The organism is Acinetobacter yuyunsongii (assembly GCF_041021915.1).
Lineage (GTDB): Bacteria > Pseudomonadota > Gammaproteobacteria > Pseudomonadales > Moraxellaceae > Acinetobacter.
The window spans coordinates 1,548,239-1,574,886 of record NZ_CP157435.1; the positions used below are offsets into that span (position 1 = coordinate 1,548,239).

The following is a 26,648-nucleotide window of genomic DNA, read 5'->3' on the forward strand; positions in this document are numbered from 1 at the left end:
TACGTTTACAATAACACTTTACTTCATAATCTACAGTTAGCATTACTTGAGTATCTTGGTCAAGATTCAAAACAAAGTATTGTTGTAAAATTTCGATTACAAAGAGAATAAGACTTGCCTAGTCGCTCAAAAAGACAGCAAATCTATTCTTTATTTATGAAAGCGTATTCAACCTATGAAAAATTTTAATATTCTATGATCTTAGTTAAAACCTAACAAATCATATATAGGTTGAATATAAACATTGTCAGTATATCGATTCATATTTTTAGCACAAAACAATATATGTCTTGATTTAGCACTTAAATAACATATCGAAATATAGCCTTGTTTTCTAAAGACCCATTCGCAAGATATGGTTACTCAAAGTGATATTCAGCAGCTTTTTTACGCTTTCACTCTTAGCTTATGAACCATATATGACGCAAGTGCATTGCTTTTTTAACGCTGTTACTCGCAACAAAGTTGCTCGTTTTGCACTCGGAACAAAGCTTCGCTTTTTTTAACGCTTTCACTCCCAACACAGTTGCTCGTCTTGCGCAGCTAAAAAGCTTCGCTTTTTTTAACGCTGCTCAGGTTCGATCTGACACAATAATGGATGGCCTTGAGATCGTGCAAAGTTATTCACTTGATTCGCTTTTGTTTCTGCAATATCACGTGGATAAATACCTGCTGTTCCTTTGCCTTCATAATGAACTGTCAACATCACCTGACTTGCTTGATCAAGATTCATTCCAAAATAGCTTTGTAGTACCTCAATAACAAAATCCATCGGTGTGTAATCATCATTCAGTAAAACAACAGCGTATAATGGCGGTTTTTTTAATTCAGGTGGTGCTGTCTGAACAATGACTTCACCATCATGATCCTCTTGCGAGTCACTTAAACGTGGATTTAAGTGCCAATCGACATATCCAGATTGATGAAAGGCATTTTTCACTTCACTTAAATTCATTTGACGTTTATATCTTCGCATATCCAGTTCTTACTAAATTTTATTGGGCATTTGCTTCAGCTTGAGGAATTTCTGATACAAAAGCAGAACTCACATCAACAGGTTGACCACGTTGCCAACTAAAGCGTTTAATCACTGGTGTAGCTGAACCAGATAAGCGAACTTCAATAAACTGAGGTGTGAAACCTTTAGGCATGGTCCAGCGCCCAGTCAACCGTTCAAAATCATCGAAATTAAAATTGGCATCTTCTAATGGCACAACCAAAACTTCAGTATCTTTAATTAATCTTAACTCAACACTACCAACAGCTCGACGTTTATTTGGGTTCACTTGAACCAAGTCCAGTTGATATTCAAAAGCATTTTCGGGTAAAGATTTAATCGCTAAATTTTGTACAGTTAGGCTAACACCACCACGTTGTCTTAAAATTTCACGATAAATGGCGTTCATACTTTCAAACTGAGTTTTATCAGCATTAGCTTGATTAATACCTTTAAATAACTCATCAGCATTACTGACTGCCATATCACGTTCTTGGACAGCAGCATTTAAGCTTTTACTAACTGAGTCCAAGGCTGACTTTTGCTTTTGTACAACATCAACAAGTTGTTCAGCATCGGCATCATAACCAACAACAGTCAAACCTTGACGATGCCCAACAGTATATCCTAACATAAAACTACTACCAATCAGTAATGTAGCAGCAATAACTAAAGGCAAATTCGTCTTGAGGAATTTATTTTTTTTAACGGAACTTTCTGGTGAAGTAGTCGGTTCAGCGTTTTCCATCATCATCTCTATCGTTATGATTTACATCAAAGCACACATTTAAATCCAAATTTAAATGTGTGTGAAGTAAAAAAGCGTTTTTTATGGTAATAAACCAATACCTTCTAAACCCGCAGCCTCATCAAAATTGAACATTAAATTCATATTTTGAATCGCTTGACCGGCTGCACCTTTCACTAAATTATCTTGCGCAACTAATATAATTAATTTATTCGGTTGAGGTTGATATAAAGCAATACGTAGCTCATTTGCACCGCGCACACTACGTGTTTCAGGCGAACTATTTGCTGGCATTACATCAACAAAACGTTCATTTTCATAGAAACGCTCATACAATGCTTGTAAATCTATATTCTGAGCTTGCTCAGTTAAATCGACATAAATTGTACTCAACATACCACGAATCATTGGTACAAGATGTGGAACAAAAATAAGATGATTAAATTGCCCCTTTTCACCTGAAATGTTTTCTAAAGCTTCAACAATTTCTGGATGATGACGATGTCCAGCGACACCATAAGCTTTAAAATTGTCAGCATTCTCACTGTAAATCATGCCTAAACTAGCTTTGCGACCTGCGCCCGAAACACCAGATTTTGCATCGATGATAATACTTTGCGGATTGATCAATTTTTCTAAAGCTTTTAGTAAAGGAGCTAAACCCAACTGTACTGTTGTAGGGTAACAACCAGGATTACCAATCACTTGAGCTGTTCTAATTTTTTCACGATTTAGTTCAGTTAAACCATACACTGAATCGACTAATACATCTGGACAGCTATGTTGCATGCCGTACCATTTTTCAAATTCAGATAGATTTTGCAATCGAAAATCTGCAGCAAGATCAATCACTTTAACATCAGAAGCTATCAGCTCTTCCGCATGTTGCATTGCAACTCCGTGCGGCGTAGCAAAAAAAACAACATCACACTGCTTTAATGCATCTAAATCAAGATCGGAGAACTCTAAATCTGTATGCCCTCTTAAGCTTGGAAACATATCTGCAACACGTTTTCCTGCTTCAGTTCGAGATGTTAAAACACGTACTTGGGCTTGTGGATGCCTTAATAAAAGACGTAATAATTCGACGCCTGTATATCCAGTTCCACCGACGATGCCAACAGAAATCACGTGCTCTACCTCAAACTATAAATAGTGGTTGTAGTATGGCAGTTTGACGCCATTTCCACAATCCATAACCCTATAAGTTATATAGCATTTCTAAGTTACAACTTGAGGGATTGATTTTGTATCTAGCTAAAGTTAGTAAAAATATAAAAATTTCTAAAAACAAAAATGTAAATTTAACAACTTATTTTTCACTTGACTGGCCGCTATAACATTAAAAACAGTGTAAAAGTTCTGTCAAATTGTTTTATATAGATTCAATTTTACCACTGGTCAAGAAATACTATTGAATCATCTAAGTATTCGCATAGAATAAAAACCATGCGGTAATAATAAATTTCATGGATGCTAAATTTTGGAGAGCTGGAATGCCTTCTTTGAGATCAAAACAAAGATTAAACCAATACATCAGTTTAGGCGTAAGCAGTATTTTTTGCTTAGTCCAGCTTTTCTAGTAGGCTGTGGAAGCGGTGAAAGCGAGGCACAATATGTCCCACCCACTCCAGAAGTTGTGATTCCAAAGCCTAAAAACTTCGATATTAAAGTTCCAGTAGAAATGCGTGATGTTATAGTCAAAGTATATGATAATTTTGATGATTCTTTAGTCATAGAACAAAATGTTAGTACTACTTCAAATCTCAGTATTACCTTACCGAAAGTACTTAATACGGATCATTTGTATAGAATTGAAATATCTACTACACCTAACTCATTAATTTATGATTTTCTCAATGGCCAATATAAAAGCTTCTCTTTAACTTTTAATGCTTTAGTAGAAGTTAATACTAGCAATTTAACGCAACCAATCTATATAACCCCAAGCTCTGAAGCAATTTATCAACGTGCTATCGTAAGATCTGGTCAACTCCCTACAGACATCATTAACTCCAAACAAGTTAGTGCATTACAGCTACAATTTGCGACTAATGATGTCAACAGTGCCTTATTAAATGGCTTTTCAAATGTTGATTTACCAAACTTATCATCAAGCACAATACTTACTATATTTAAATCAAATAACCTAACTGTTGCTACCATCAATAAATATATTAATACCTATTTAAACTTTGGCTACATTCAACAATGGTCAAGCTCCAACCCTGAAAATGCATTTGTTGAATTTACCAAGAACTTAGCAATCGATTTAAAAGATGGTTATTTAGATGGGAAAAAAATACATGGAGATCCTAGTCCACTTGTTTCATTAATTGACCCAGCCCCTGAAAATACAGATCCAAATAAAAACACTTTAATTAACATTGCAGAAAATCAAAAAAATATTAGAGATCAATATGCTGGATTATTAAAAAGTGCTGTACTAAAACTTGCCACAAAATATGAGCAACAAACATCTAATCCACTTGGATATTTACAACTTGAACAAAAAATATACTCAGGTACCGATCCAAAAATGCAAGCTACAGATGTTTTCAGAGTAGCGGGGGCTGGTGACTATAGAAGAGCTGTAGGCTTTGCCGTTAATAGTTCAACATCAAAATGTCTAGATTCGAATTATTTATGCCAATCAGGTGTAACTGGAATTAATACTGTCTTTAATCCTAATTTACCTTCTATTGAATATCTAATTGGCAGTTACGAAGATAAAATTAACGATTGCAAACTAAATATCAGAGCTAACGGTGTTTTAGAACTACAAAAAGGTACTCAAATCTTCACTTCAAAAGTTGATGGCGATAGTACTGATAATTTAATGCTCATCAATAATACAGGTCAAGATTACCTACTCAATAGTAGTTCTACTGACATCGACTTTACTTTACAAAAGTACAAGTTTATTCAAATAAAATTAAATGGAAATCAAGTAGTAAGTGCTAATGCAGGTCTAGATACTCGCAAGGCACCGGATCAACTACAAACAACCCAACTTGAATGTAGTTTTATTTGATTTAGTACCACCACGCAGGCAATTGAATACTTTTTAATTGCCTGCGATTTTCGATATAACTTTCATCATACTTCGCCACTTCACCCCAAAATGCTGTACTATGATCAAAATACTTCGTATGTGCTAATTCATGTATACACACTGACCGTACATTATGCATAGGCATTAATACTAATCCTGCGTTAAGCATAATGTCATGTTTTGAACTACAACTTCCCCAACGTGTCTTTGGCTTTCTCACCGTGCATTCGCCATATTGTAAGCCCGTCTGCTTACTTATTAAGTTTAAATATTCTGGTAAAAACTGTTTCGCATATGCTAATACAGCAGCTTTTAAAGCTAATTCAGGGCTTTCATTTCGAATAAATAAAATATGTTGTTCCCAGTTAAATTTAAAAATATGACGTTGCTGTTGCTGAATAATTTGAAATGGTTGCAAATGATAAAATAAAACAAGTTGTTCAGGAAAATTTATAGTCTGATTAAATTGTTCTTGTTGCTTGCTCCATGTCTCTAATAACCATTGTTCAGACTGTTGCAGAAATTGCTGAATCTGCCGCTTTGTACAAAAGATAGGGACTGTTAAACGAATACCTGTAGGTTCAACACGCAAACGCAAATTTCTCGCTCTTGCATGTCGAACTACTTTAATTTCAGGCAATTGTGTTTCAAGCGAAACTGATTGCATTACTGTGCCGTACGTTCTTCAATACCATTATTGGTTGCAACAATCGCAATACTAGCTGCATTCAAAGCAAAAATTCCATTGGTTACCACACCTGGAATATTGTTGATCGTTTTCTCTAAATCAAGTGCGTTCAAAATATTTAAATTAAAAACATCTAAGATAACGTTACCATTATCAGTAACAACACCTTCGCGATAAACAGGATCACCACCTAAAGCTACGATTTTACGTGCAACTGCAGAACGCGCCATTGGAATTACTTCGATAGGAAGTGGAAAATCACGACCTAATTGCTCTACCCACTTTGAGTCGTCAACAATACATACAAATTTCTTAGCAATTGAAGCAACGATTTTTTCACGAGTTAATGCAGCACCGCCTCCTTTAATCATATGCATATGGCGGTCAATTTCATCTGCACCATCGACATAGGCATCCAAACCACCTACCGAGTTCATATCAACCACTTCGATACCTAATTTTTTAAGACGTTCAGCTGTTGCATTAGAACTTGCTACGGCTGCTTCCAATTGCAACTCTGGTAATAGATCAATTAAAAAATTAACAGTACTTCCAGTTCCTACGCCCAAAATGCCGCCTTTAGGCAAATGTTTCAATGCTGCTTTTGCCGCAGCTTGTTTTTTTTCATCTTGGGTTGCATATAGACTCATGACTTCACTCAACTATTTTGACATTTGCTGCAAGAAAACAGCGCAAATGCACAGGGGTTTGCTACAATGATTGCCTATTTTAAACTGTTATAGGGAAGATGAACATGCTGTCTCGTGTGGTACGACAAATTTTACAAGCAACGGTTTATGACGTTGCGATTGAAACACCGCTTGAAGCAGCTCCACGAATTAGTCAAAAAATTAACAATAACATTCGATTTAAACGTGAAGATTTACAACCTGTATTCTCTTTCAAGCTACGCGGTGCTTACAACAGGATTAGCCAACTTCCTAAAGATCAACTCGATCGAGGTGTGATTTGCGCATCAGCAGGTAACCATGCACAAGGTGTTGCACTGTCTGGAAAAAAATTAGGCATTCCAGCCATTATTGTCATGCCAAGCACGACCCCTGACATCAAAGTACAAGCGGTTAAAAACTTAGGTGGACAGGTTGTTTTACACGGCGATAGTTTTGATGTTGCCAATAAATATGCCAAACAACGTGCAGAAGATGAAGGATTAGTTTTTATCCCACCTTATGACGATGAACTCGTGATTGCTGGTCAAGGAACGATTGCCAATGAATTATTGCGCCAATGGCGTGATGTTGAATATGTTTTCGTTGCTGTCGGTGGTGGCGGGCTCATTGCGGGTGTTGCAGCCTATCTTGGTGAAGTTGCGCCACATGTCAAAGTCATTGGTGTTGAATATGAAGAATCTGCGTGCCTAAAAGCTGCTCTTGAATCTAATAAACGCGTGATTCTGCCACATGTGGGTTTATTTGCGGATGGTACAGCCGTTGCTCAAATTGGTGAATTGCCTTTTGAAATGATCCGCTTATCTAAGTCAGATAATTCTGGTCCAATTGTTGATCCAACAATTGTTACGGTCAATACCGATGAAATCTGTGCCGCAATCAAAGATACCTATGATGAAAATCGCAGTATCGTTGAACCATCAGGGGCGATGGCCTTAGCAGGTATAAAAAAATACGTTACCGAACATCAGCTCATTGGAAAGAACATGGTTTCAATTGTTTGCGGTGCAAACATGAACTTTGATCGTCTCCGTTATATTGCTGAACGTACTGAATTGGGTGAACGTAAAGAAGCGATTTATGCAGTGACCATTCCTGAGCAGAAAGGTGCATTTCTTAATTTTTGCCGTGCCCTGCAAGGTCGTAACATCACCGAGTTTAACTATCGGGCCAGTGACAGCAATCAGGCACAGGTTTTTGTCGGGATTAGCCTGAAAGGTGGCGAAGTTGAACGTCACGAAATCCATGAGTTGCTGAAACAACAATATGATGTCGATGATTTATCCGATGATGAAGTTGCAAAACTGCATATTCGTTACTTAATTGGTGGTCATGCCAATTTGGAAAATGAACGCTTGTTCCGTGTTGAATTTCCAGAGCGTCCAGGTGCATTACTGACTTTCTTGGAGCGTCTAGGTCCAACACATAACATTACCCTATTCCATTATCGTAATCATGGTGCAGCCGAAGGTCGTGTTTTAGTCGGTTTACAAGCAACTGATGCAAAACAAAATCCAGATGGGTTGATCGAAACTTTAGAGAAAATTACTTATCCATATGCTGAAATCAGTGACAATACTGGTTACAAACGTTTCCTTAAATAAATCACCTCATCATTTAAAGCCGACATCATGTCGGCTTTATTTTTACCCAATGATTTTGATCTTTTATATGTGATCGCAAACAAAATCATTACAAACAGATCAATTAATCCACCTTAAAATGAATAAAAAGACATTTTTATCATTTAGTTAAGGACAGTTATGGCACAGTTTGCAGTCATTGGTTTAGGTAGTTTTGGAGCAACTGTTGCCTTAGAACTGACCAAACTCAATCATGATGTGATTGGGATCGATACCATTAAACGAAATGTAGAGAGCTTAGCTGATCGCATTACCCATGCCGTGATTGCAGATGCAACCGATGAACATGTATTAGAAGAACTGAATATCCAAAATTGTGATGCCGTCGTGGTCGCGATTGGTGAAGATATTGAAGCCAGTATTCTTTGTGTTTTAAATCTAAAAAATTTAGGGGTGGATAAAATCCTCGTTAAAGCCAAAACTAAAGCCCACCACACTATCCTCTCCCATTTAAACGTTAGTAAAATTATTCACCCTGAGGAAGATATGGGTGTGCGGGTTGCTCAAGCGTTAAATTATCCCATGGTTAGCCGTTATATGGCTTTGGATGATGATCGTTATATTGTCAAAGTTCCAGTACAAGCAAAGCTGAATCATGTGAATTTATCGGGCATCTTAAAACAAGAACCCAATATCAAACTTTTATTACTTAAACGTGATCAACAAATTCTATATGAAACCGATGTGAGTTTTACTCTACAGGCTGGAGACGTACTTATTTTAGAAGGCTCGCTCAGCCATCTCCGAAAGCTCTCAGGATGTTTTGTATAAAATGACGATAAAAATAAATACTCAAAAAATTTTTAACTTAAGTCCACCCTCCTTATTAGCGATTGGGTTTCTAAGTTTTATTATCATTGGAACACTATTACTCAAACTTCCTATCGCCAATAAAGGCAATTTGAGCTGGATGGATGCCTTATTTACAGCAACATCGGCTGTAACCATTACAGGTTTATCTGTAGTGAATTTAAATGAGTCTTTTAATCATCTCGGGCAAGTTATTATTCTTTTATTAATCCAAACAGGTGGTTTGGGTTTTATGACTTTTGCTATTTTGGCAGCCTTAAGTCTAGCGCCTAAACTCGGGCTCAAACAACAAATGATGGCACAAGATAGCTTAGGTCAAACCAGCTTATCTAAAGTAACTTTTGTGGCAAAAGGTGTGGTGATTTATACTCTTTTTTTTGAACTGATTGGCGTTATTATCTTAAGTACTTCTTTTATACCTATTTATGGCTTTGACCGTGGATTATATTATTCAATTTTCTACAGTATTTCTGCATTCAACAATGCGGGTTTTTCGCTATTCAATAACAGCTTAATAAATTTCCAAGGTCATTATCTTATCTGTTTAACCATTAGTACGCTATATACGTTAGGTGGAATTGGTTTTCTTGTTTTAATTGACGTTAAACAAAATAAACGTTGGAATAAACTTACACCGAATAGCAAGCTAATCCTCAGTGCAATCGCAACACTAAATATTGTGGCTTTTATTTTGATTTGGCTTTTAGAAGCAAACAATCCACTTACTTTAGGTTCAATGAATATTGGTGAACAAGCCATGAATGCTTGGTTCCAAGCGACAGTACCTCGTTCATCGGGATTCAATACTATTGATACAGGTTCGATGGAACACAGTACAACACTGCTCACGATGCTATTGATGTTTATTGGTGGCGGTTCACTGAGTACCGCAGGTGGTATTAAAGTTGGTACTTTTGTAATATTGCTGTTGTGTGTGATTTCATTTCTACGGCGTAATGAAGAAATTCGTATTTTCAATCATTCAGTTTCGCAGGAAACCACCTATAAAGCGCTTGCCGTGACAGCAATTACAGGTATGTTAGTGTTTATCGGCTGTTTCACAATTTTCTTACTTGAACCTAAACTGGATGTTTTAGATCTTATGTTTGAGGTTGTTTCGGCTGCATGCACTGTTGGTTTATCTCGTGGTGTTACAGGTGAATTGCATGATGGTAGCTTATTTGTTTTGAGCTTACTGATGTACACAGGTCGACTTGGGCCATTAACACTCGCCTACCTGATTGCTACACCAAAGAAAAGTCGTTTGAAACATGCAAATGCCAATATTCAGATCGGATAAAACTCTGAATATTGCTCAACCACAATCACCTGCCGACAAATTCCATCGGCTTGGCGTTGTTGTTCAAACGTACTTTTTGACATCACTTCAAAATGATCACAGAAACTAATCTCTTGTTCATCAATTGAATAAATCAAAGATTGGTTTCCCACACCGTGTAAGGTGTCATAAAACACGAGAACAAAGTGACCATTTTCAAATGCCTGCTGAATCTCGGAATAGGTCAAAGCAGCCTGAATTGGAATCTGAAGACCTTGGGCATCCAAATAACTTTGCTTTTCTTTCTCATCAATATTCGGATCAGGGTCAGTATACAATGACACTTCAAAGCCTAATTTTTTCAGTGCCACAGCCAATGCTATGGTAAAAGTTCCCTCTTGTTGGTCATGGCGACATAACTGAATTAGGTCAGCAATATCAATATGGATCTGATATTGCTTTATAATCAGCCAGACCGCAAACACCCCACAATTTGCTTCAAGCTGCAACAATGACTCAGGAATATTTAAACTCATTTAATACCAATTCATCAAAGAAACGCCTAAACCCGCATAGGTCGCACGATGGTTATAATCGATCAAGCTCTCACCATAACCATCAAAGAGTTGTAGATGTCCACGTAACTTACCTTTGATTGGGAATGCCCAATCAAATTGCACAGCACCATGTGAGCGATCACCACCTTTTAAAGAATGACGTAACATTAGCGAGAAATCATTATCATCATGGCGATAAAATGCTGTTAAGTCTCCACGCCCCATATAATCCTTAATATCAGGATTATTATCATCTTTGGCATTTTCTTCGACACGGTACCAAGGACGTACCATCAACGCAAAATTATCTTTTTCAAACCCTAAATTAAAAATTACACGGTTCCAACTACGTGATAATGGATCAGAACGACCATTGGATTGATGATTTAAAGTCACACCTAACAGACGCGCATTTAAACCTAAAATTCCATAGTTGGTTCTGAACATCAAACTTGCTTCAGGCTCGTAATTGGTCTCACGAAATGGACGTGATTCCTCAGAGTTGTAAACCTGCCAACGTGAAGACTGCGTATACCCCAACCAGACATCACCATTATTGCCTAAAATATTTTCTAAGGCTTTCGTTTTTAAAGAGATTTGAAACTTAGCTTCTGTAGAGGTTAAGTTTTGTTGATCTTTAACAGTATTGTTTGGATTGGGGCTACTAGGAAATCCATTCTTATCACTGGTCCAAAATGCGGGCAGCAAATAAACGGGTTGATAAGCACGAATATTCCACACACCCAGTTTACTTTCTTCAGAAAGTTCCCAACGGCGGTCTAATAATGAAATATTTGGGTCAAATTTAGGCGCAGCACCTAAGATGTGCAAATCACTTACTTTTTGAACAACCTTATCACGCAAAGTCGTAGGTTCAGCTTTTTCATTTTTGTTCTCTACCGATGGAGCAGCTACCGCAATGATTGGTTCGGCTGCTTGAACTTGTGGTGCGATCACTGTTGGAGCTTTAAAAAGGCTATCATAACAAGCTAAACGATCTGCATTTGAAGCCAAAGCGACACAAGCGTCTACTGTTGCTGGTGCTGCAGGTGTAGTTGTTTGCGCATTGACCATAGAACTCGCCAAAGCGCTCAGTGTCATAATGACACCAAGCTCCAAATGACCCCGCTCAAAAGATTTGAACGCCATAGATATCTCCAACTTTTTATTTTAATTAACTTGCTGAATATTAAATCCAAGTGCTTGCAGCTCATCACGTTTAGCAAATGGCGCAACAACTGCTTTTACTGGTTTTTGTTCCAATAAATATTGTTTTGCAACACGCTGCAAATCTTCCAGACTCACACTTAATAAGCGCTCACGTAAAACTCTACGGAATTTTGGCGTACGTGCGTGCAATAATGCATAACAAGCAGTAATTGCTTCGCCAGCAGGTGAACCAGGCTTGTCCATACCTGCGACCAATCCAAGAATTGCCTCTTCAAGTTGATATGGTTGCTGTTCAACATTAAATAACCATTGCACACTTGCTTCAAAATCATTAAATGTTTCAACTAAACGTGGATCGCGATAACTATAAAAACGGAATGAACAAGCATTACCATCATAACTTGCTCCACCACCGTAAGCACCGCCTTTTTCACGAATGGCACTATGTAAGAAACCATTACGCAAATACGCAGCCAATACCATCAATGGTGCTGCATCTGAATGTGCAACATCGACGGCTTGATAAGCAGAGCAACAGAATTGAACATTCGTCTGAATGAGCCATGCTTCATCATTTTCTGTATTAATTTGTTCAACTTCGGTTAGGCTTACAGGTGATTTATCGACAGCCAGTTTATCCCAAACGTTTTGAATCTCTTCAACTAAACGATCAGATTGATGTTCTTCGCAAACCAATAAAAACTGTTTAGGTGCTTGTAATAACTTACGATGAATTGCTTGTAACTCAGCGATTAAAGCTTCATAAGCCGTATCATCCTGATCAATCTTATTGACCAAGTGAGTAAGCCAATTCAATGCGCCTAAACCTGTATTGTGATAATCACGTCGAGCTAATGCACTCATTTGACGAGAAGCAATTTGCATTGCATAACTATGTCCAGAACCTGACAAGCGTGACTGCCAACGGGTTTTCCGTTGCTGCAATAATTCGATAATGCGATCTTTTTCATCAAAACGAAGCTGCTCAAAGGCAAGTTTCAACAACTGAATAGAATCTAACTTTTGCGTAAGTGATTTTGTCGTCAGTGTTAACCAAGCACTAATTCGATCTTTATCATCCACTTTGCTACGTAAAGACGCTCCCATTCCCAAACCGCCACTTACAGCCGTTTGGATTTGTTGGAATTCTAAATAATCATGCTCACCTGCACCAACCTCACCCATCAAGATAGAAAGTAAGTTGAAATAAGGCGACTGTACGATTTCGTCTGGAATCTGAATCAAAACTTGTTGATAATAAATACCATTGGTGCCTGCATGATAAAGATTTAATGGTGTATCCAGACCATTACAGATAATCTCACGCAATTGACCTTGAACAATATGCAAATCCGCAGGCACATCTTCCAAACCAACTTTAGGAAGTAACTCAAGATCATCAGCTGTGTCTTGACGTTCTTTTAATGCTTCAGTTTTTTGCTGAATTTCAATTTTTTGATCTTCTGTCAAATTAGCAGTAATTTCAGCCAAACGTGCTTGCTCAGCCTGTTGCTCTTTTACTGATTTGGTCGCATCTGGCACCAAGGTCATTTGTACACGATGCGGATTATCTAACAAATGGGTTTGAATTAAATTAGACAACCACATTGGGTCTTTCAATTCTTCTTTCACTTGCTCAATTGCAGAATCCACATCCCAAACATGGATTGGATCATTATGGTGAATTGCACTACCTAGACCATTCAAAATAAGGCTTAAACCATAAGGCGTACCATCACCATTGATCTCACGTTGATGCAATTCAATTTGATGTAAAATCGCATCAACCAAATCACGGTCAATTGGTTTTGAAGCAGCCTCTTTCAAAATATCTAAAACACCATTTTTAAATGTTTCAGCATGTTCTTCATTCGAGCCTTGTACGCCACAATAGAACGTCATTTCGAAGTTACTATCATCAACTCCCATCAATGGACCCGTTGACTGTGCATAACCACAAGTTTCTAAATAATGACGCAACGGCGACGCTGAATTTTCTAATAAAATTCCTTCTACTAAACGCATACCTAAACGTAATTTAATGTCACTGGTTTCAGGGAGTAACCATGACATCACATGATAAGTTTTATCTTTTAAGTCTTCGCTATCAACTGCATAGCTTTCAGTCACTTCTATTGGTGCTAATAAACGTTTTTCAGGTTTTGAATATAATGTTGTACCCTGAGAAAACTTATTTAATGCTAATTTTTCAAACTGCTCCTGTAAATCATAGGCAGTTTGATTACCAAAAGTCATGAAGACTGCATTACTTGGGTGATAATGTGTTTTATAAAAATCAACAAGCTGTTCGTAGGTTAAATCAGGAATGTCTTTTGGATCACCACCTGAATTATAGTGATAGGTCGTTTCAGGGAATAAATGATGTGCCAACTGGTGATAGAGCTGATCTGTAGGTGAACTCATCGCTCCTTTCATTTCATTGAACACCACACCTTTATAAACGGCTTGATCATTCTCTAATTCAATTCGAATCCCTTCTTGAGCAAAATCTAAAGGATTCAAATTTGCAGCGAATGCAGCATCTAAATACACTGACAATAAATTCTGAAAATCTTTTTTATTCTGTGTCGCAAATGGATAAGCTGTCCAATCTGCTGCTGTGAACGCATTCATAAAGGTATTTAATGAACGGCGAATCATTAAAAAGAATGGGTCGCGTACAGGAAATTTTTCAGAACCACATAAAGCTGTATGCTCTAAAATATGAGCTGTTCCTTTAGAATCCATCGGTTGAGTTCTAAAAGCCACTAGAAATACATTTTCATCGTGATTTGTGGCCAAATGGTAGTGAACAGCACCAGTTACTTTATGCTTATATTCTGAAACTTGAATATCGAGTGCTTCTACATGGTGTTGACGTAATAGCTGAAACGCGGGATGAATGGTTTGAGTAATGCTTTCAGTAACATCTACAGTCATGTGATCTCCAATTTATCTATTTAAATAACACTAATTTAATATAGAGAGTCTACCGAAGAATACACATGGATATCCATGTAAATTGGTATGTTTTTGTAGAAAAATGCGCCAACCAAAACTCAACGCATTTTTTCTCTGTGATTTCATCGAATATAAAAATATTTACGTTGGATTTAAGCGAGTGTGCTTGTGTTTCGACCAATATACACACCCAAGGATAACCACCAAAAATAAAAGTGCTAATCAAATAACCTAGATTAAGTGACTTGGAAACAGCATCTCCAGCCGTTTCTCCAAATGTTGTGGCAAAAATTTTAGTCAACCAGAATAAAGCTGTGACTTGTGGAACTTTTGACAAAAGTTCATGTGAACTAGAAGTTGTCGCCTGAAGTATTGCCATAGAATTTCGGCTCTTTGTTCATTAAATATTTTTATTCTTGATTGGTCCGCTTAAATAAAAATTAAAACAGATCAACGCAACAATTAACTATTTAGAACTACGCTAATTTTTCCAACAAACTACTGTAATCCAGAGCATTAGTGTAAACTTTGCTTTTTGATTTTTTAATGTGATGACAAACATGACAACTGTTGATCTTTTTGCAATTGGTAATGCGCTGATTGACCAAGAATTTAAAGTCTCAAATGAGTTTTTAACACAGCAAGCTTTGCAAAAAGGCACAATGCAGTTGACCGATGGTGAAACTCAGGCTGCTTTATATCAACAATTACAAGACACCCAAAACTATAAAGGTCAAGCAAGTGGTGGGTCGGCTGCAAACACAACTGTTGCATTCAGTGCTCTAGGTGGTACAGCTTTTTATGGATGCCGTGTAGGTAATGATGACCTCGGTTCAATCTACTTGAATGGTTTAAATGAAGCAGGCATTAAAACCGCTGCACAATCCATTAGTGAAGGTGTAACAGGCACATGTATGGTTCTGATCAGTCCTGATTCAGAACGTACTATGCACACATATTTAGGCATTACCGCTGAATTAACTGCTGAACAAATCGATTTTGAACCGTTAAAAGCTGCAAAATGGCTCTATATCGAAGGATACTTATCGACAAGTGATACTGCTCGTGTTGCGGTTAAACAAGCACGTGAACTTGCCAAAGCACATGGCGTTAAAATCGCCCTCTCACTGTCTGATCCTGCAATGGTGCAATATGCACGTCAAGGGCTAGAAGAACTCTTAGATGACGGCGTTGACTTGTTATTCTGTAACGAACAAGAAGCGCTAATGTTCAGTAATACTGAAACACTTGATGCAGCTATTGAAGTTTTAAAATCAAAGAATCAACATATTGTCATCACTCAAGGCGCAAATGGCGCAGTCATCATTGACCCTGAACAACAATTCCACGTTGCTGGTCGTGAAGTTCATGCCGTTGATACTAACGGTGCTGGCGATGCTTTTGCTGGTGCATTCTTATATGCCATTAACGCTGGTTTAACTTTAAAAGCTGCGGCTCAACTGGCTATTTTAATTTCTAGTGAAGTTGTTGCACAATTTGGTCCACGCTTAGCCGTTGAAAACTATGCCAAATTATTTGAACAATTTAAAAATTCTCAACAGGAATATGCTTAAAATGGAAAAAATTTGCATGACTGAAGAAGTTCCAGATCGTGAGTCTCGTGCATATGACACCATGAAAGGAACAACAATCTTTATTACTCAGAAAGATGGTAGCTTTTACGCTTATCAAAATGTTTGCCCACATTTGCAAACTGAACTTGAGTATTTAGAAAATCAATTTTTAGATCAGGATCGTGAGTATATCCAATGCTCAACTCATGGAGCATTATTCTCAGTAGAAACTGGTGAATGTATTTCAGGACCATGTCTAGGTGAATTCCTTGAAAAAGTAAATTTGGAAGTACACTCTGATGGTGGTATTTATATTGACTAATACCTAAATCATGAATTCTGCGATGACTGAGTTTTTTTTAAATTACTACCTTATGCCATTTCACATGAGCGTAGTGGCTTTGATTTTGCTCAGCATTGCAGAAACAATTGGTATTTTTATTGGGTTACGTCCAAGTCATCTCGTAAAGAAAATGACACCAGAGTGGTTATTAAATTCACCGCTATTAGATGTAAAATTTTCTAAATACTTAATATTTGTATTTTTACTCATCAATTTTAGTTTTGCAGGTTATTTTCTAGAGCTTTCATTTTTTGCTTTACAACACTACTTTATCTCGCCTTACTATCTTTTTGTTCCTGCTTTGATTATCGACATCTTTTTTACAGTGTTTATGATTAATTGTCTTGACCAAGTGATTAAACCTAAAGTCACACATACTCACATTAACTTAGTGGGTCGTTTAGCAACAATCTCAACGGGAAATGCACGTCCAGGCTTCTCTGCACAAGCACGTGTTCGCAATGAATTTGGTCAACTGTATTATGTACAAGTAGAGCCAGAATATGGTGAATTAGAGTTACAATCTCAAGTGTTGTTGATCAGTCAGAAATCCAATTCGTACTATATTGCTAAAAAAATCTCTATTTCAAATAAACTATTTACCGCAGACTGAACCCAAAATCCGTTAAAATCTAATTGAAGCGATTAGAATTTTTTTCATTCATCATTAAAATTACAATTTGTTACATAAAGAAAAAGTAAAAAACGTGTAATCACCTCTTCCATTTTTATCAACTTATTGATCTAAATTTCAGACTAAAATGAAGGATGATATTTCACATATTTTTTAAACCAAACTCTACCAATACACTAGGTTTTGCGCAAAATCTATTATAAAAATTACTTAATTGTATAATTAATTCTTTAAGTGATTGTAAATATTATATTTTTATATTCATACTATTTTAGTTGGTTTAAATTTTTTTTAATTAAATATAAATCAAACCTTTTTAATCAGATTTAAAAATATAAATACAACTGTTTTAATCAGTTTTTTAAATTAATTCATATTATTTTAGTTGGGTAATAATAACATTTTCAAAATTTAACCAAAATTTATTTAAACAATTGATTTTTATATAAAATAAAAATTAATTCAATTTAAAAGCCTTAAAGGTTTATTTTTAATGAATTTTATTTAATAATGTTTTACATGTTTTTTAAATATGAGGCGAAGTTCTATGAACATGAGTTCTCAAGATCAAAATCGAAGATTAATCAGAGAAATTACGATTATTCTTATTATTAAAGTTGCCCTTCTCATGGTGATTAAACATATCTGGTTTGATGCCCCAACGATTCCAAAAGATTTTAACAATGAAGTTGCCGAGCGTATTGCTGGTGACATGTCCAAAACTCAGGAGACACGTTGATGATTTCTGAAAGCGTGGTCGATCTTTCGCGGTTCCAATTTGCAATGACCGCAATGTATCACTTTCTTTTCGTCCCTCTAACTTTAGGTCTAGCTTTTATTCTTGCCATCATGGAAACCACTTATGTGATTTCTGGTAAAGAAATTTACAAAGACATGACCAAATTTTGGGGGAAACTCTTCGGGATTAACTTTGCCTTAGGTGTAACTACTGGTTTAACGATGGAATTCCAGTTTGGTACCAATTGGGCTTATTATTCTCACTATGTAGGCGACATCTTTGGTGCACCGCTTGCAATTGAAGGCTTAATGGCTTTCTTCCTAGAATCGACTTTTATTGGTCTATTCTTCTTTGGCTGGGATCGCCTTTCTAAAGTTCAGCACTTAGGTGTAACTTGGTTAGTCGCGATTGGCTCAAATATGTCGGCATTATGGATTTTGATCGCCAATGGTTGGATGCAAAACCCAGTTGGTGCTGCGTTTAACTACGAAACCATGCGTATGGAACTTGTGGACTTCGGTGCATTGATTTTTAACCCAGTCGCTCAAGTAAAATTTGTACATACCGTTTCTGCTGGTTATGTCACAGGTGCAGTTTTTGTACTCGCCATCTCAAGCTATTATATGCTAAAGAAACGTGATATGCCCTTTGCTCGTCGCTCTTTCGCGATTGCTGCAATTTTTGGTTTAGCTTCAACTTTCTGCGTCATTTTACTTGGTGATGAATCAGGTTATGAATTGGGTGATGTGCAAAGAACTAAACTCGCTGCAATTGAAGCTGAATGGCACACTGAACCCGCACCTGCCGCATTTACTTTATTTGGTATTCCTAACCAAAAAGAAATGCGTACCGATTATGCAATTAAAATTCCATATGTTATGGGAATCATTGCAACTCGCTCGACAGACAAAGAAGTTACTGGCTTACATGACTTGATGAAAGAGCATGAAATCCGTATTCGTAATGGTATGGTGGCGTATAGCGAATTAACAAAACTCCGTGCAGGCGATCAGTCCCCAGAGTTACTTGCATCATTTCAAAAAAATCAAAAAGACTTAGGCTATGGTCTGCTATTAAAGAAATATACACCGAATGTTGTTGACGCAACTGAAGAACATATCAAAGCAGCAACTAAAGATACCATTCCAAATGTCGCTGCATTGTTTTTCTCGTTCCGTGCGATGGTGGCTTCTGGTGCATTAATGTTATTACTTTTCCTACTGGCTGCGTGGTCAGTCGCTAAACGTAATGCCGAAACAAAACCGTGGTTACTTAAATTTGCTCTATTTGCTCTTCCACTACCATGGATTGCAATTCAAACAGGTTGGTATGTAGCTGAAGGTGGTCGTCAACCATGGTCTATTGGTGAAGTTTTACCAACACATCTATCTGCATCTTCTTTAAGCACAGGTGATGTATGGGGATCAATTATTGCACTTGCTGCGTTCTATACGGTACTGCTCATTATTGAAATGTACTTAATGATCAAATTTGCTCGTTTAGGTCCAAGTTCGTTGCACACTGGTAAATATCATTTTGAAAAACTAGCTGCAAAAACTGGGGAGGCTCAATCATGATCGAATATGAACTCCTAAAAATTATTTGGTGGGTATTGGTTGGTGTATTACTGATTGGCTTTGCCCTCACCGATGGTTTTGATATGGGCTCAATGGCGCTGATGCCATTTGTAGGTAAAACTGATTCTGAAAGACGTGCTGCAATCAATACGATTGCACCACACTGGGATGGTAACCAAGTCTGGTTTATTACCGCTGGTGGTGCACTTTTTGCTGCATGGCCAATGGTTTATGCTGTCGCTTTCTCTGGAATGTATTGGGCATTACTACTCGTTCTATTTGCGCTATTCCTTAGACCCGTTGGATTTGACTATCGTTCTAAATTAGAAAATACCCAATGGCGTACTTCTTGGGATTGGGGTCTATGCATTGGTGGTGCTGTACCAGCACTAGTATTCGGTGTTGCATTTGGTAACTTATTTTTGGGCGTACCATTTAGCTTAGACGACACCTTACGTTCTGAATACACAGGCAGCTTCTTTGCATTATTGAATCCATTTGCGTTGATTTGCGGTATCGTGAGTTTGTCAATGTTATCTGCTCATGGCGGCGCATGGTTAATGCTTCGTACTGATGGTGATTTACATAACCGTTCGGCTAAAGCAACTCAAATTATGGCAATCGCATTCCTTGTATGTTTCTTAGCGGCTGGCGCTTGGTTATTGTTTGGAAATATCTCAGGCTATAGTTATGCTACTGCTGTTAATACTAATGCTGCATTAAACCCACTTGCAAAAGAAGTGGTAACAAATGCAAACCACGGTTGGTTGAATAACTACTCAACTTACCCAATTACTATGGCTGCACCAATTGTTGCAATCCTAGGTGCATTATTGGTTATTCTTAGTGCTGGAAAACGTAAGGCAGCTGCAAGCTTTACAGGTACGAGTCTGATGATTGTGGGTGCTATCTTAACTGCTGGTTTTGCATTATTCCCATTCTTATTGCCATCAAGTATCAACCCAACATCAAGTTTAACGATGTGGGATGCTGTTTCTAGTCACAAAACTCTTGGTGTAATGACTGTTGCTGCTTGTATTTTTGTTCCTCTCATTTTGATCTATACCTCTTGGTCTTATTACAAAATGTGGGGTGTCATCACTAACAAACACATTGAAGAAAATTCACATAGTTTGTACTAATGAGGAGATGTGAAATGTGGTATTTTGCATGGATTCTAGGCATTTTGATGGCATGCTTCGCAGGTGTACTCAGTGCACTCTATATCGAACACCATCAAAATTTAGATGAGGAATAATAAAATGGCTGAAGCAATGACAACACCGAAGAATAGTAAAGCTCAAGTGCTTGCAATGACCGTTTCGTTTTTGTTGGCATTGCCACTTGCTGCTATTTTATTGGTACACCCATCATTAATGTTAGATGCCAATGGTCACTACAACCACAGTATGCTGATGCTCGTCATGGTCGGTATTTCTGGCGGTTTTATTCATGGTGTTGGGTTTATACCAAGATTTTGGTTATGGAAATGGTTATTTAGTCCTTATATTGCATGGCCTCTGATGATCTTAGGCTATTATATTTGGATTGGTAATTAATCTTTAACAAATCAAATAAAAAGAGGAAGCATGGCTTCCTCTTTTTTGTGTCGTTTTGAATGATCATTTAATAACATACAAAGTAATTACAATATAATTTAAAATATTGAGTAATAAAATTTTTAATTTATAATCAATAGACTATATGATCGTCTTTTTCATTTCAATTAACTGAATTGGCACCAACGGCTGACCTACATTTGCATTTACAGGATAAGGCTCTGTATGACCTGTAATTTGATAACCACGACGCTGATAATATGCGATTAACTCAGAGCGAACATCCAAGACATACATAATTAAATCTCGAACTTCCGAACAACTCTGTGCAACATAATTGAGCATTTGTTTGCCATATCCTAAGTTTTGAACCGATGAATCTATCGCAAAAGTTCCAATTTCAACAGAATTATGATCAAGACTGAGTCCAATACAAGCAACTAACAAACCTTGTTCATTCTCGCCAATAAACAGTTTAAAATTTGATCAGCTCAAGTCTTCACTCAATTGCTCATTAGTAATGCGTGTTCCATCTACAAATGCTTTTCGGTGGTCCAACTTCGCTCAGATTGAGCCCGATAAGCCAAATTGATTAATTCAACCAATTGCGCTACATCATCAATTTTTGCATTTCTAATGTTTAAAGACATTTCTATTTTATACGCTCAATAAAAAACCGATGATAACATCGGTTCTTTTACAGTGGAGCAATTAATTCGTTTGACCTGCTAACCACGCCATAAATTTTTGACGCTCAGCTTTCGATGCTTTTTGCCACAAGTCTACGAGTTGCTGATCTGTGGTTTTTATATTGCTCGATACTGCCGTTGTTGCTGTTACAGCAACAGGTGCTACATTTGTTGTCGAAGCTGCATATACGGGTGCAGGTTGATTCACGACATTATTTTTGTTTTTTTGCGTTAAATCTAAAGTACGACCTAGCAAACTGTTACCTGAAAACCACGGTTGAGCTTCATTATTTGCACCAGTTTGCTGTACTACAAGTTTTTTGCTTTGATCATATAAAGCAACCGTAGGCTGTTCAGCAAATTTTTTTGCTTCACTAAAGTCTTTTGGAGCATTTACCAGTGCCAAATTATAAGTTTGATTATCTTTTAGATCTGCTGTTTGAATTGTTACCACACCAGATTTCACAATATCGTGTTCACCATTTAAGTGTTCAAAATATTCACGATAACGAACATTTACCGTTAAGTTCCCAGGATCAACCTGATAGTTGTTTTTCTTTGAAGGAATTAAGCCATTATTTACTTCTTGACCATTTACCGCAAGAATCACGATTTCTTCAGGTGCAGTGATTGTGACTGCTGAAAAAACTGAACTACTCAATAATAACCCGAAAGCAGCAACACCAACTCTTAAAGACATTAGACTCTTCTCGATATAAACAATTTATGAAATCGTAAGCACTATGCTCTGCGATTATGACCATTTTATGACATAAAACAAAACTGTCTATTCCAACAATTTGGCTTTTTTAAGATATATACATCAATTCTAATGCTAAGCGCCATAGTTCTTTTGGCGAATACAAACCCTTAAATAAAAAAAGAGCACATTGAGTGCTCTTTTTAATGATACGTATATTTACTTAGTTAAAAGTTTTGAAACGTGCAGCATCATCCATATAGGTTTTTTCACCAGCAGCCGCTTCAATAGAACCGAATACTAACTGTGCACGTAGTTTCCAGTTTGATGGAATATCAAAAGTTTCAGCCACTTCGGCATCCACGATTGGATTATAGTGCTGTAATGATGCACCAACACCAATCTCAGATAATGCAGTCCATGTTGCGAACTGTGCAATTGCACTTGAATGTTCAGACCAAACTGGGAAGTTATCCGCATACAATGCGAATTGCTCTTGCAAACCTTTTACAACATCTTGATCTTCATAAAATAACGCCGTACCAAAACCTGCTGAGAAACTATCAATTTTCGCGCTAGTATTTGCAAATGCTTCTGCTGGAACCATTTTACGTAAAGTTTCGCGAACAATTTCCCAAAATTTATGATGTGATTCACCATATAAAGTTACAACACGTGAAGTTTGTGAGTTGAATGATGATGGGCTTTGTTTTACTGCTTCGCGAATTGTTTCTTCAATCGTTGCTTGGTCAACTGTAAGATTTTTACCAATTGCATAAATGGTACGACGTGATTTAATGCTATTTAGAAAGTTACTCATGTTGTTATTCCTACTATACCTTTAAGGCGTTATCTTGGATTGAATGTAGTGTATAACGATACATTTTTTAGGAATAGTCTAAAAAATATGACATATCGTTTTATTTTTGAAACAATACTATTTGTGAACTATAAAAAAACTCCACATTGAGTGGAGTCCTTTTAACATAAACTAATTACTTATCAGTTTCAAATAATGCCGCAACAAATGATTTTGCTGAGAATGGGCGTAAATCATCAATCTTTTCACCGACACCGATATAACGAATTGGCACATGGGTACGGCTCGCGATATTAAATAACACACCACCTTTTGCTGTACCATCAAGTTTAGTAATCGTAATACCCGTTAAGCCAACCGCCTCATCAAACAGTTGTACTTGGTTAATTGCATTTTGGCCTGTCCCCGCATCTACAATTAACATAATTTCATGCGGTGCCGTTGCATCAATCTTCTGCATCACACGTTTAACTTTTTTCAACTCTTCCATAAGATTTGATTTATTTTGCAAACGACCTGCTGTGTCAGCAATTAGAACATCAATGCCTTTCGCGCGCGCGCTTTCAAAAGCATCAAAGATAACCGACGCACTATCAGCACCATGCCCCTGAGCGACAACTGGAATATCGTTACGTTCACCCCAAATTTGTAGTTGCTCAGTCGCTGCAGCACGGAAAGTATCACCCGCCGCTAGCATGACTTTTTTACCTTCACCTTGTAAACGTTTAGCCAGTTTACCAATCGTCGTCGTTTTACCTACGCCATTTACACCCACCATTAAAATCACATAAGGCGATTTATTTGGATCGATATGTAATGGTTTTACACGTGGCGCAAGTAATGCAACCAACTCTTCTTGTAATGCTTTGTAGAGCGCATGCGAATAAATTAAATCTCCACGCGCAGTTCTTTCAGTAAGATTCGCGATAATAGTTTTGGTCGCATCGACACCAATGTCGGCGATGAGTAGCTGTTCTTCAACTTCTTCTAATAACTCATCATCAATTTCTTTGCCACCAATTAAGATATTGACCACACCATCCGTAAAACTACGACGCGTTTTAGTCAAACCATCCTTCATACGACCAAAGAAACCTGTTGACTTGGCTTCTTCTATCATAGCAGGAACAGATGTTTCTTCCACAACTACAGGTGATGGCGTTTCAACAGTATTTTTAGCTACTGGCTCAATAATGGGAACATCGACAGCAGGTAAACTTGGTAATGTGACATCGTCATCTCCGATATCGGCATTTATCAAGAATTTATTTTGCATATTCGATTGCTGTTGCATGTCGATTCCTTGAGAAAAAAGCAGCTTTTTTAAAGATAGTCAGTCTAGCACAAATTGATTTCTTTTTCCTGACTAAGGCAAACTGTTCATTTATAAATAGAAATGAGTCGATTAAAACTTATTCATCTTCTTGTGCCATCGCTGGGTACTCTTTGATTCGACTAGATTCAAATTGATAAGCGTTCAAAAGCTTTAAATAATCTTCACGGCGAATCTGAGAATTTTCCAGTATATGTACTGCCATTTGTTGTGTTTTAGGATGACTAGCTTGCTGTGAAAACTGAAGTACTTGTTGATATTGCAAAGGATTGACAGGAAGTTTCAATGCATAAAATGCAAGGATAAAAATAGACAAAATAATGATACTGACCAAAGCATTATAAAACTGGTCAATTTTCAACCTCAATTTGGATTGTAGAACTTTATGTTTAGAAATTATAGACAGCATAATCTACCTCGAATTAGATGTAGTGTATGTGTCTAGCTCGCTGAGAACAAGTGTAGCGTTCAATAATTCACCGCTAGTAAGTTTATTGAACGCTCATATGATATTAATCAACTCATCAGCGAACGGACAAAGGCGAAATATAAAATAAATGCAATAATCACAAGTGCCAAAAATATAGCAAACATCCCTACACCACTTTCAGCATCAGCTGGATGTAAATCATCATCATCAGCAATACGTTTCAACTCGCCATTGTAAATATCATAAAACCGATCTTTTTGTTCAGGGCTTAAATGACTTGCGAAATCGTAAACTCTTTTACGCTGTGCTAAACAATAGTCACCTAAGTGAATCTCCTGATGAAAGATTGCCTCATCGAGTAATTTACGGTGATGGTGAGCTAAAGCAATAATTTGGCTTTCTGCTGGCGGTACATCAAAGCTGAAGCCATCAATTACATTTGACATATTATTCTCCTTATCTATTTCTATTATTTTCACTTTGATTTTACTTAAAAATATTTGCGAGAAGTGTTTAATCGTGTAAGCTTACAAATTACATAAAGACACGCAATATACTTGACAATTCAAGTAATGTTGTCATAATTATTTAATAATTCAGAGTTATAGTGACTTAAGTTCAAAGTAAAGTATCTTTGAATAGAATCTGAAGTAATCATAATTAAAATAAGGAGTTATATATGATTCAGCATTTTACACAACATGAACTAGAGCATGTGTATGCCAATGCAGTAAATACAATTCAATCGCAAAAAAACTTTCTAGATGCTGTGAAAGAGCTTGAACAAGTAGCTCAAGCAGGTCACGGTAAAGCAGCATTATTTTTAGCGGAACTGTATTATCAAGGTTTTCGAGTAGAGCGTGATTCTTTGAAAGCTCAATATTGGCAAAAGTTAGCAACAATGCAAGCATAAGAAAACGTCACTCAGGTGGCGTTTTTTAATACCTCCTTAAAACGTACAACATCACTCCCTCCCACGATCTAAGTTGCGCTGCATCAAAGCTTTGATTTGCTCAGGTAGTGTTAACTTTAATAAAAAAAATATTTCTAGAGTCTTTCTGAATTGCTTTTATCTGATGCAAAGATTGAATAATCAAGATGATATTTTGACCCAAAAGAATATTTGCTTACGATTTAGATCAATTGTTTAAACATAAATGCCATATAAATTTCTTATAATTAAACATGAGTTTAAATAAAATTAGTTTACGAACATGTATCGTTTTAATAATTTCCAACCAGTATCACGCGAGTTGATGATTAAAATTTCAATTCTAAAAACAATGATGTATTGTGGTGTACTTTGGGGTTTATATCATCAAGGTTGGGCAATCAAGTCCGATCATGATGGTCATGTATTCCCATTTTGGTTGAATGGCGTACAAGCACACCGTTATGCAAAATCAAATTGGAAAAATTATAAACCACGTAAAATTACACCTAAAGATTTTCATGAATCACTATTACCAACCTTAACGCGTTTACAAGTAGAGCCTGCTTTATTTAATTCTTCGCATCGCAAATTCAAACTTTCGACACAACAAATGCAGCATTTCTTTTTTATGCCAGAACCAGTTATGGGGTAATAAATTTGCCCACCAATCATGATGACTTTTTAGACATTCGCAAGAGAAAGTTATCATTGTTGTGCAT

Annotated in this window: 26 protein-coding genes and 4 pseudogenes; 14 read left to right on the plus strand and 16 right to left on the minus strand. The window is 36.9% G+C overall.

Features of this window, described 5'->3' with window-relative positions:
• Positions 1-16: 16 nt before the first annotated feature.
• The 4 genes and pseudogenes from ABLB98_RS07390 to argC all read right to left on the minus strand — a co-directional run.
• Positions 17-136 (minus strand): annotated as a pseudogene (locus tag ABLB98_RS07390) (ATP-dependent Clp protease adapter ClpS); the annotation flags it as partial.
• Positions 137-562: 426 nt separating this feature from the next.
• Positions 563-976, minus strand: a complete 414-nt coding sequence (gene clpS / locus ABLB98_RS07395; protein WP_005160061.1) for an ATP-dependent Clp protease adapter ClpS — start codon at positions 974-976, stop codon at positions 563-565.
• 19 nt (positions 977-995) lie between these two features.
• Positions 996-1,751 carry a DUF6776 family protein gene (locus ABLB98_RS07400; RefSeq protein WP_348882537.1) on the minus strand — a complete coding sequence of 252 codons (756 nt, stop codon included), beginning with the start codon at positions 1,749-1,751 and terminating at the stop codon, positions 996-998.
• A 75-nt stretch (positions 1,752-1,826) separates the two neighbouring features.
• Complete coding sequence (gene argC, locus ABLB98_RS07405; protein WP_348882536.1) at positions 1,827-2,876, minus strand: N-acetyl-gamma-glutamyl-phosphate reductase; 1,050 nt, start codon at positions 2,874-2,876, stop codon at positions 1,827-1,829.
• Between the two features lie 365 nt (positions 2,877-3,241).
• Here argC and ABLB98_RS07410 point away from each other — a divergent pair.
• Positions 3,242-4,779, plus strand: a pseudogene (locus ABLB98_RS07410) (hypothetical protein).
• Position 4,780: 1 nt separating this feature from the next.
• Here ABLB98_RS07410 and ABLB98_RS07415 read toward each other — a convergent pair.
• Positions 4,781-5,467 carry a SprT family zinc-dependent metalloprotease gene (locus ABLB98_RS07415; protein ID WP_348882535.1) on the minus strand — a complete coding sequence of 229 codons (687 nt, stop codon included), beginning with the start codon at positions 5,465-5,467 and terminating at the stop codon, positions 4,781-4,783.
• Positions 5,467-6,138: a ribose-5-phosphate isomerase RpiA gene (rpiA, locus tag ABLB98_RS07420; RefSeq protein WP_087535810.1), complete on the minus strand. Its 672-nt coding sequence runs from the start codon at positions 6,136-6,138 to the stop codon at positions 5,467-5,469. The genes ABLB98_RS07415 and rpiA overlap by 1 nt, the downstream gene beginning before the upstream one ends.
• Positions 6,139-6,236: 98 nt before the next feature.
• On the opposite strand from rpiA, the gene ilvA reads away from it, so the two are divergent.
• The 3 genes from ilvA (at position 6,237) to ABLB98_RS07435 (ending at position 9,930) form a co-directional block, all read left to right on the plus strand.
• Positions 6,237-7,781, plus strand: coding sequence for a threonine ammonia-lyase, biosynthetic (ilvA, locus tag ABLB98_RS07425; protein ID WP_348882534.1), 1,545 nt, complete (start codon positions 6,237-6,239; stop codon positions 7,779-7,781).
• A gap of 159 nt (positions 7,782-7,940) precedes the next feature.
• On the plus strand, positions 7,941-8,591 hold the full coding sequence (locus tag ABLB98_RS07430) for a TrkA family potassium uptake protein (protein WP_348882533.1): 651 nt from the start codon (positions 7,941-7,943) through the stop codon (positions 8,589-8,591).
• 1 nt (position 8,592) lies between these two features.
• Positions 8,593-9,930: a TrkH family potassium uptake protein gene (locus ABLB98_RS07435; protein WP_348882532.1), complete on the plus strand. Its 1,338-nt coding sequence runs from the start codon at positions 8,593-8,595 to the stop codon at positions 9,928-9,930.
• On the opposite strand, the gene ABLB98_RS07440 is transcribed toward ABLB98_RS07435, so the two are convergent.
• The 4 genes and pseudogenes from ABLB98_RS07440 to ABLB98_RS07455 form a co-directional block, all read right to left on the minus strand.
• Entirely contained in the window at positions 9,918-10,445 is a 528-nt protein-coding gene (locus ABLB98_RS07440; RefSeq protein ID WP_348882531.1) for a cysteine peptidase family C39 domain-containing protein, read from the minus strand. The two genes, ABLB98_RS07435 and ABLB98_RS07440, sit on opposite strands and share 13 nt — an antisense overlap.
• Positions 10,446-11,615 carry a phospholipase A gene (locus ABLB98_RS07445; protein WP_348882530.1) on the minus strand — a complete coding sequence of 390 codons (1,170 nt, stop codon included), beginning with the start codon at positions 11,613-11,615 and terminating at the stop codon, positions 10,446-10,448.
• A 21-nt stretch (positions 11,616-11,636) separates the two neighbouring features.
• Positions 11,637-14,576, minus strand: a complete 2,940-nt coding sequence (locus ABLB98_RS07450) for an insulinase family protein (protein ID WP_348882529.1) — start codon at positions 14,574-14,576, stop codon at positions 11,637-11,639.
• Between the two features lie 226 nt (positions 14,577-14,802).
• Positions 14,803-14,976: pseudogene (locus tag ABLB98_RS07455) on the minus strand (hypothetical protein); the annotation flags it as partial.
• 181 nt (positions 14,977-15,157) lie between these two features.
• On the opposite strand from ABLB98_RS07455, the gene ABLB98_RS07460 reads away from it, so the two are divergent.
• From ABLB98_RS07460 to ABLB98_RS07495, 8 genes are all read left to right on the plus strand, one after another.
• Positions 15,158-16,171: an adenosine kinase gene (locus tag ABLB98_RS07460; RefSeq protein WP_087545454.1), complete on the plus strand. Its 1,014-nt coding sequence runs from the start codon at positions 15,158-15,160 to the stop codon at positions 16,169-16,171.
• Positions 16,172-16,187: 16 nt separating this feature from the next.
• Positions 16,188-16,493: a Rieske (2Fe-2S) protein gene (locus ABLB98_RS07465; protein WP_087545480.1), complete on the plus strand. Its 306-nt coding sequence runs from the start codon at positions 16,188-16,190 to the stop codon at positions 16,491-16,493.
• Positions 16,494-16,515: 22 nt separating this feature from the next.
• Positions 16,516-17,127 carry an OB-fold-containig protein gene (locus ABLB98_RS07470; protein WP_171062101.1) on the plus strand — a complete coding sequence of 204 codons (612 nt, stop codon included), beginning with the start codon at positions 16,516-16,518 and terminating at the stop codon, positions 17,125-17,127.
• Positions 17,128-17,695: 568 nt separating this feature from the next.
• On the plus strand, positions 17,696-17,887 hold the full coding sequence (gene cydP, locus ABLB98_RS07475; RefSeq protein ID WP_005160022.1) for a cytochrome oxidase putative small subunit CydP: 192 nt from the start codon (positions 17,696-17,698) through the stop codon (positions 17,885-17,887).
• Positions 17,887-19,464, plus strand: a complete 1,578-nt coding sequence (locus ABLB98_RS07480; RefSeq protein ID WP_005160020.1) for a cytochrome ubiquinol oxidase subunit I — start codon at positions 17,887-17,889, stop codon at positions 19,462-19,464. The genes cydP and ABLB98_RS07480 overlap by 1 nt, the downstream gene beginning before the upstream one ends.
• Positions 19,461-20,606: a cytochrome d ubiquinol oxidase subunit II gene (gene cydB / locus ABLB98_RS07485; protein WP_005160018.1), complete on the plus strand. Its 1,146-nt coding sequence runs from the start codon at positions 19,461-19,463 to the stop codon at positions 20,604-20,606. Before ABLB98_RS07480 ends, cydB begins: the two co-directional genes overlap by 4 nt.
• 14 nt (positions 20,607-20,620) lie before the next feature.
• The gene (gene cydX / locus ABLB98_RS07490; RefSeq protein ID WP_000270276.1) at positions 20,621-20,722 is read left to right on the plus strand and encodes a cytochrome bd-I oxidase subunit CydX; all 102 of its coding nucleotides are present in this window, start codon (positions 20,621-20,623) and stop codon (positions 20,720-20,722) included.
• A 4-nt stretch (positions 20,723-20,726) separates the two neighbouring features.
• A complete protein-coding gene (locus ABLB98_RS07495; RefSeq protein ID WP_005160016.1) occupies positions 20,727-21,023 on the plus strand; it encodes a cyd operon YbgE family protein in 297 nt (98 codons plus the stop codon).
• 141 nt (positions 21,024-21,164) lie between these two features.
• Here the strand turns inward: ABLB98_RS07495 and ABLB98_RS07500 are convergent.
• From ABLB98_RS07500 to ABLB98_RS07525, 6 genes and pseudogenes are all read right to left on the minus strand, one after another.
• Positions 21,165-21,673: pseudogene (locus tag ABLB98_RS07500) on the minus strand (GNAT family N-acetyltransferase).
• Positions 21,674-21,734: 61 nt separating this feature from the next.
• On the minus strand, positions 21,735-22,412 hold the full coding sequence (locus tag ABLB98_RS07505) for a DUF2057 domain-containing protein (protein WP_348882528.1): 678 nt from the start codon (positions 22,410-22,412) through the stop codon (positions 21,735-21,737).
• Positions 22,413-22,635: 223 nt separating this feature from the next.
• Complete coding sequence (locus ABLB98_RS07510; RefSeq protein WP_004662314.1) at positions 22,636-23,232, minus strand: nitroreductase family protein; 597 nt, start codon at positions 23,230-23,232, stop codon at positions 22,636-22,638.
• A 175-nt stretch (positions 23,233-23,407) separates the two neighbouring features.
• Complete coding sequence (gene ftsY, locus ABLB98_RS07515) at positions 23,408-24,526, minus strand: signal recognition particle-docking protein FtsY (RefSeq protein WP_348882527.1); 1,119 nt, start codon at positions 24,524-24,526, stop codon at positions 23,408-23,410.
• 118 nt (positions 24,527-24,644) lie between these two features.
• Positions 24,645-24,974 (minus strand): hypothetical protein, encoded by a 330-nt coding sequence (locus tag ABLB98_RS07520; RefSeq protein ID WP_348882526.1) that lies wholly within the window; start codon positions 24,972-24,974, stop codon positions 24,645-24,647.
• Positions 24,975-25,081: 107 nt separating this feature from the next.
• The gene (locus ABLB98_RS07525) at positions 25,082-25,441 is read right to left on the minus strand and encodes a hypothetical protein (protein WP_005160009.1); all 360 of its coding nucleotides are present in this window, start codon (positions 25,439-25,441) and stop codon (positions 25,082-25,084) included.
• A 233-nt stretch (positions 25,442-25,674) separates the two neighbouring features.
• On the opposite strand from ABLB98_RS07525, the gene ABLB98_RS07530 reads away from it, so the two are divergent.
• A complete protein-coding gene (locus ABLB98_RS07530; protein ID WP_004662320.1) occupies positions 25,675-25,908 on the plus strand; it encodes a hypothetical protein in 234 nt (77 codons plus the stop codon).
• Between the two features lie 301 nt (positions 25,909-26,209).
• The gene (locus ABLB98_RS07535) at positions 26,210-26,581 is read left to right on the plus strand and encodes a DUF2750 domain-containing protein (protein WP_256415032.1); all 372 of its coding nucleotides are present in this window, start codon (positions 26,210-26,212) and stop codon (positions 26,579-26,581) included.
• The last annotated feature ends 67 nt before the right edge of the window (positions 26,582-26,648 follow it).

Bases quoted from the DNA above. Each gene is read 5' to 3' on its own strand.
- clpS (WP_005160061.1), bottom strand. From the start codon at position 976: ATGCGAAGATATAAACGTCAAATGAATTTAAGTGAAGTGAAAAATGCC.
- ABLB98_RS07400 (WP_348882537.1), bottom strand. From the start codon at position 1,751: ATGATGATGGAAAACGCTGAACCGACTACTTCACCAGAAAGTTCCGTT.
- ABLB98_RS07415 (WP_348882535.1), bottom strand. From the start codon at position 5,467: ATGCAATCAGTTTCGCTTGAAACACAATTGCCTGAAATTAAAGTAGTT.
- rpiA (WP_087535810.1), bottom strand. From the start codon at position 6,138: ATGAGTCTATATGCAACCCAAGATGAAAAAAAACAAGCTGCGGCAAAA.
- ilvA (WP_348882534.1), top strand. From the start codon at position 6,237: ATGAACATGCTGTCTCGTGTGGTACGACAAATTTTACAAGCAACGGTT.
- ABLB98_RS07430 (WP_348882533.1), top strand. From the start codon at position 7,941: ATGGCACAGTTTGCAGTCATTGGTTTAGGTAGTTTTGGAGCAACTGTT.
- ABLB98_RS07435 (WP_348882532.1), top strand. From the start codon at position 8,593: ATGACGATAAAAATAAATACTCAAAAAATTTTTAACTTAAGTCCACCC.
- ABLB98_RS07440 (WP_348882531.1), bottom strand. From the start codon at position 10,445: ATGAGTTTAAATATTCCTGAGTCATTGTTGCAGCTTGAAGCAAATTGT.
- ABLB98_RS07445 (WP_348882530.1), bottom strand. From the start codon at position 11,615: ATGGCGTTCAAATCTTTTGAGCGGGGTCATTTGGAGCTTGGTGTCATT.
- ABLB98_RS07450 (WP_348882529.1), bottom strand. From the start codon at position 14,576: ATGACTGTAGATGTTACTGAAAGCATTACTCAAACCATTCATCCCGCG.
- ABLB98_RS07460 (WP_087545454.1), top strand. From the start codon at position 15,158: ATGACAACTGTTGATCTTTTTGCAATTGGTAATGCGCTGATTGACCAA.
- ABLB98_RS07465 (WP_087545480.1), top strand. From the start codon at position 16,188: ATGACTGAAGAAGTTCCAGATCGTGAGTCTCGTGCATATGACACCATG.
- ABLB98_RS07470 (WP_171062101.1), top strand. From the start codon at position 16,516: ATGACTGAGTTTTTTTTAAATTACTACCTTATGCCATTTCACATGAGC.
- cydP (WP_005160022.1), top strand. From the start codon at position 17,696: ATGAACATGAGTTCTCAAGATCAAAATCGAAGATTAATCAGAGAAATT.
- ABLB98_RS07480 (WP_005160020.1), top strand. From the start codon at position 17,887: ATGATTTCTGAAAGCGTGGTCGATCTTTCGCGGTTCCAATTTGCAATG.
- cydB (WP_005160018.1), top strand. From the start codon at position 19,461: ATGATCGAATATGAACTCCTAAAAATTATTTGGTGGGTATTGGTTGGT.
- cydX (WP_000270276.1), top strand. From the start codon at position 20,621: ATGTGGTATTTTGCATGGATTCTAGGCATTTTGATGGCATGCTTCGCA.
- ABLB98_RS07495 (WP_005160016.1), top strand. From the start codon at position 20,727: ATGGCTGAAGCAATGACAACACCGAAGAATAGTAAAGCTCAAGTGCTT.
- ABLB98_RS07505 (WP_348882528.1), bottom strand. From the start codon at position 22,412: ATGTCTTTAAGAGTTGGTGTTGCTGCTTTCGGGTTATTATTGAGTAGT.
- ABLB98_RS07510 (WP_004662314.1), bottom strand. From the start codon at position 23,232: ATGAGTAACTTTCTAAATAGCATTAAATCACGTCGTACCATTTATGCA.
- ftsY (WP_348882527.1), bottom strand. From the start codon at position 24,526: ATGCAACAGCAATCGAATATGCAAAATAAATTCTTGATAAATGCCGAT.
- ABLB98_RS07520 (WP_348882526.1), bottom strand. From the start codon at position 24,974: ATGCTGTCTATAATTTCTAAACATAAAGTTCTACAATCCAAATTGAGG.
- ABLB98_RS07525 (WP_005160009.1), bottom strand. From the start codon at position 25,441: ATGTCAAATGTAATTGATGGCTTCAGCTTTGATGTACCGCCAGCAGAA.
- ABLB98_RS07530 (WP_004662320.1), top strand. From the start codon at position 25,675: ATGATTCAGCATTTTACACAACATGAACTAGAGCATGTGTATGCCAAT.
- ABLB98_RS07535 (WP_256415032.1), top strand. From the start codon at position 26,210: ATGTATCGTTTTAATAATTTCCAACCAGTATCACGCGAGTTGATGATT.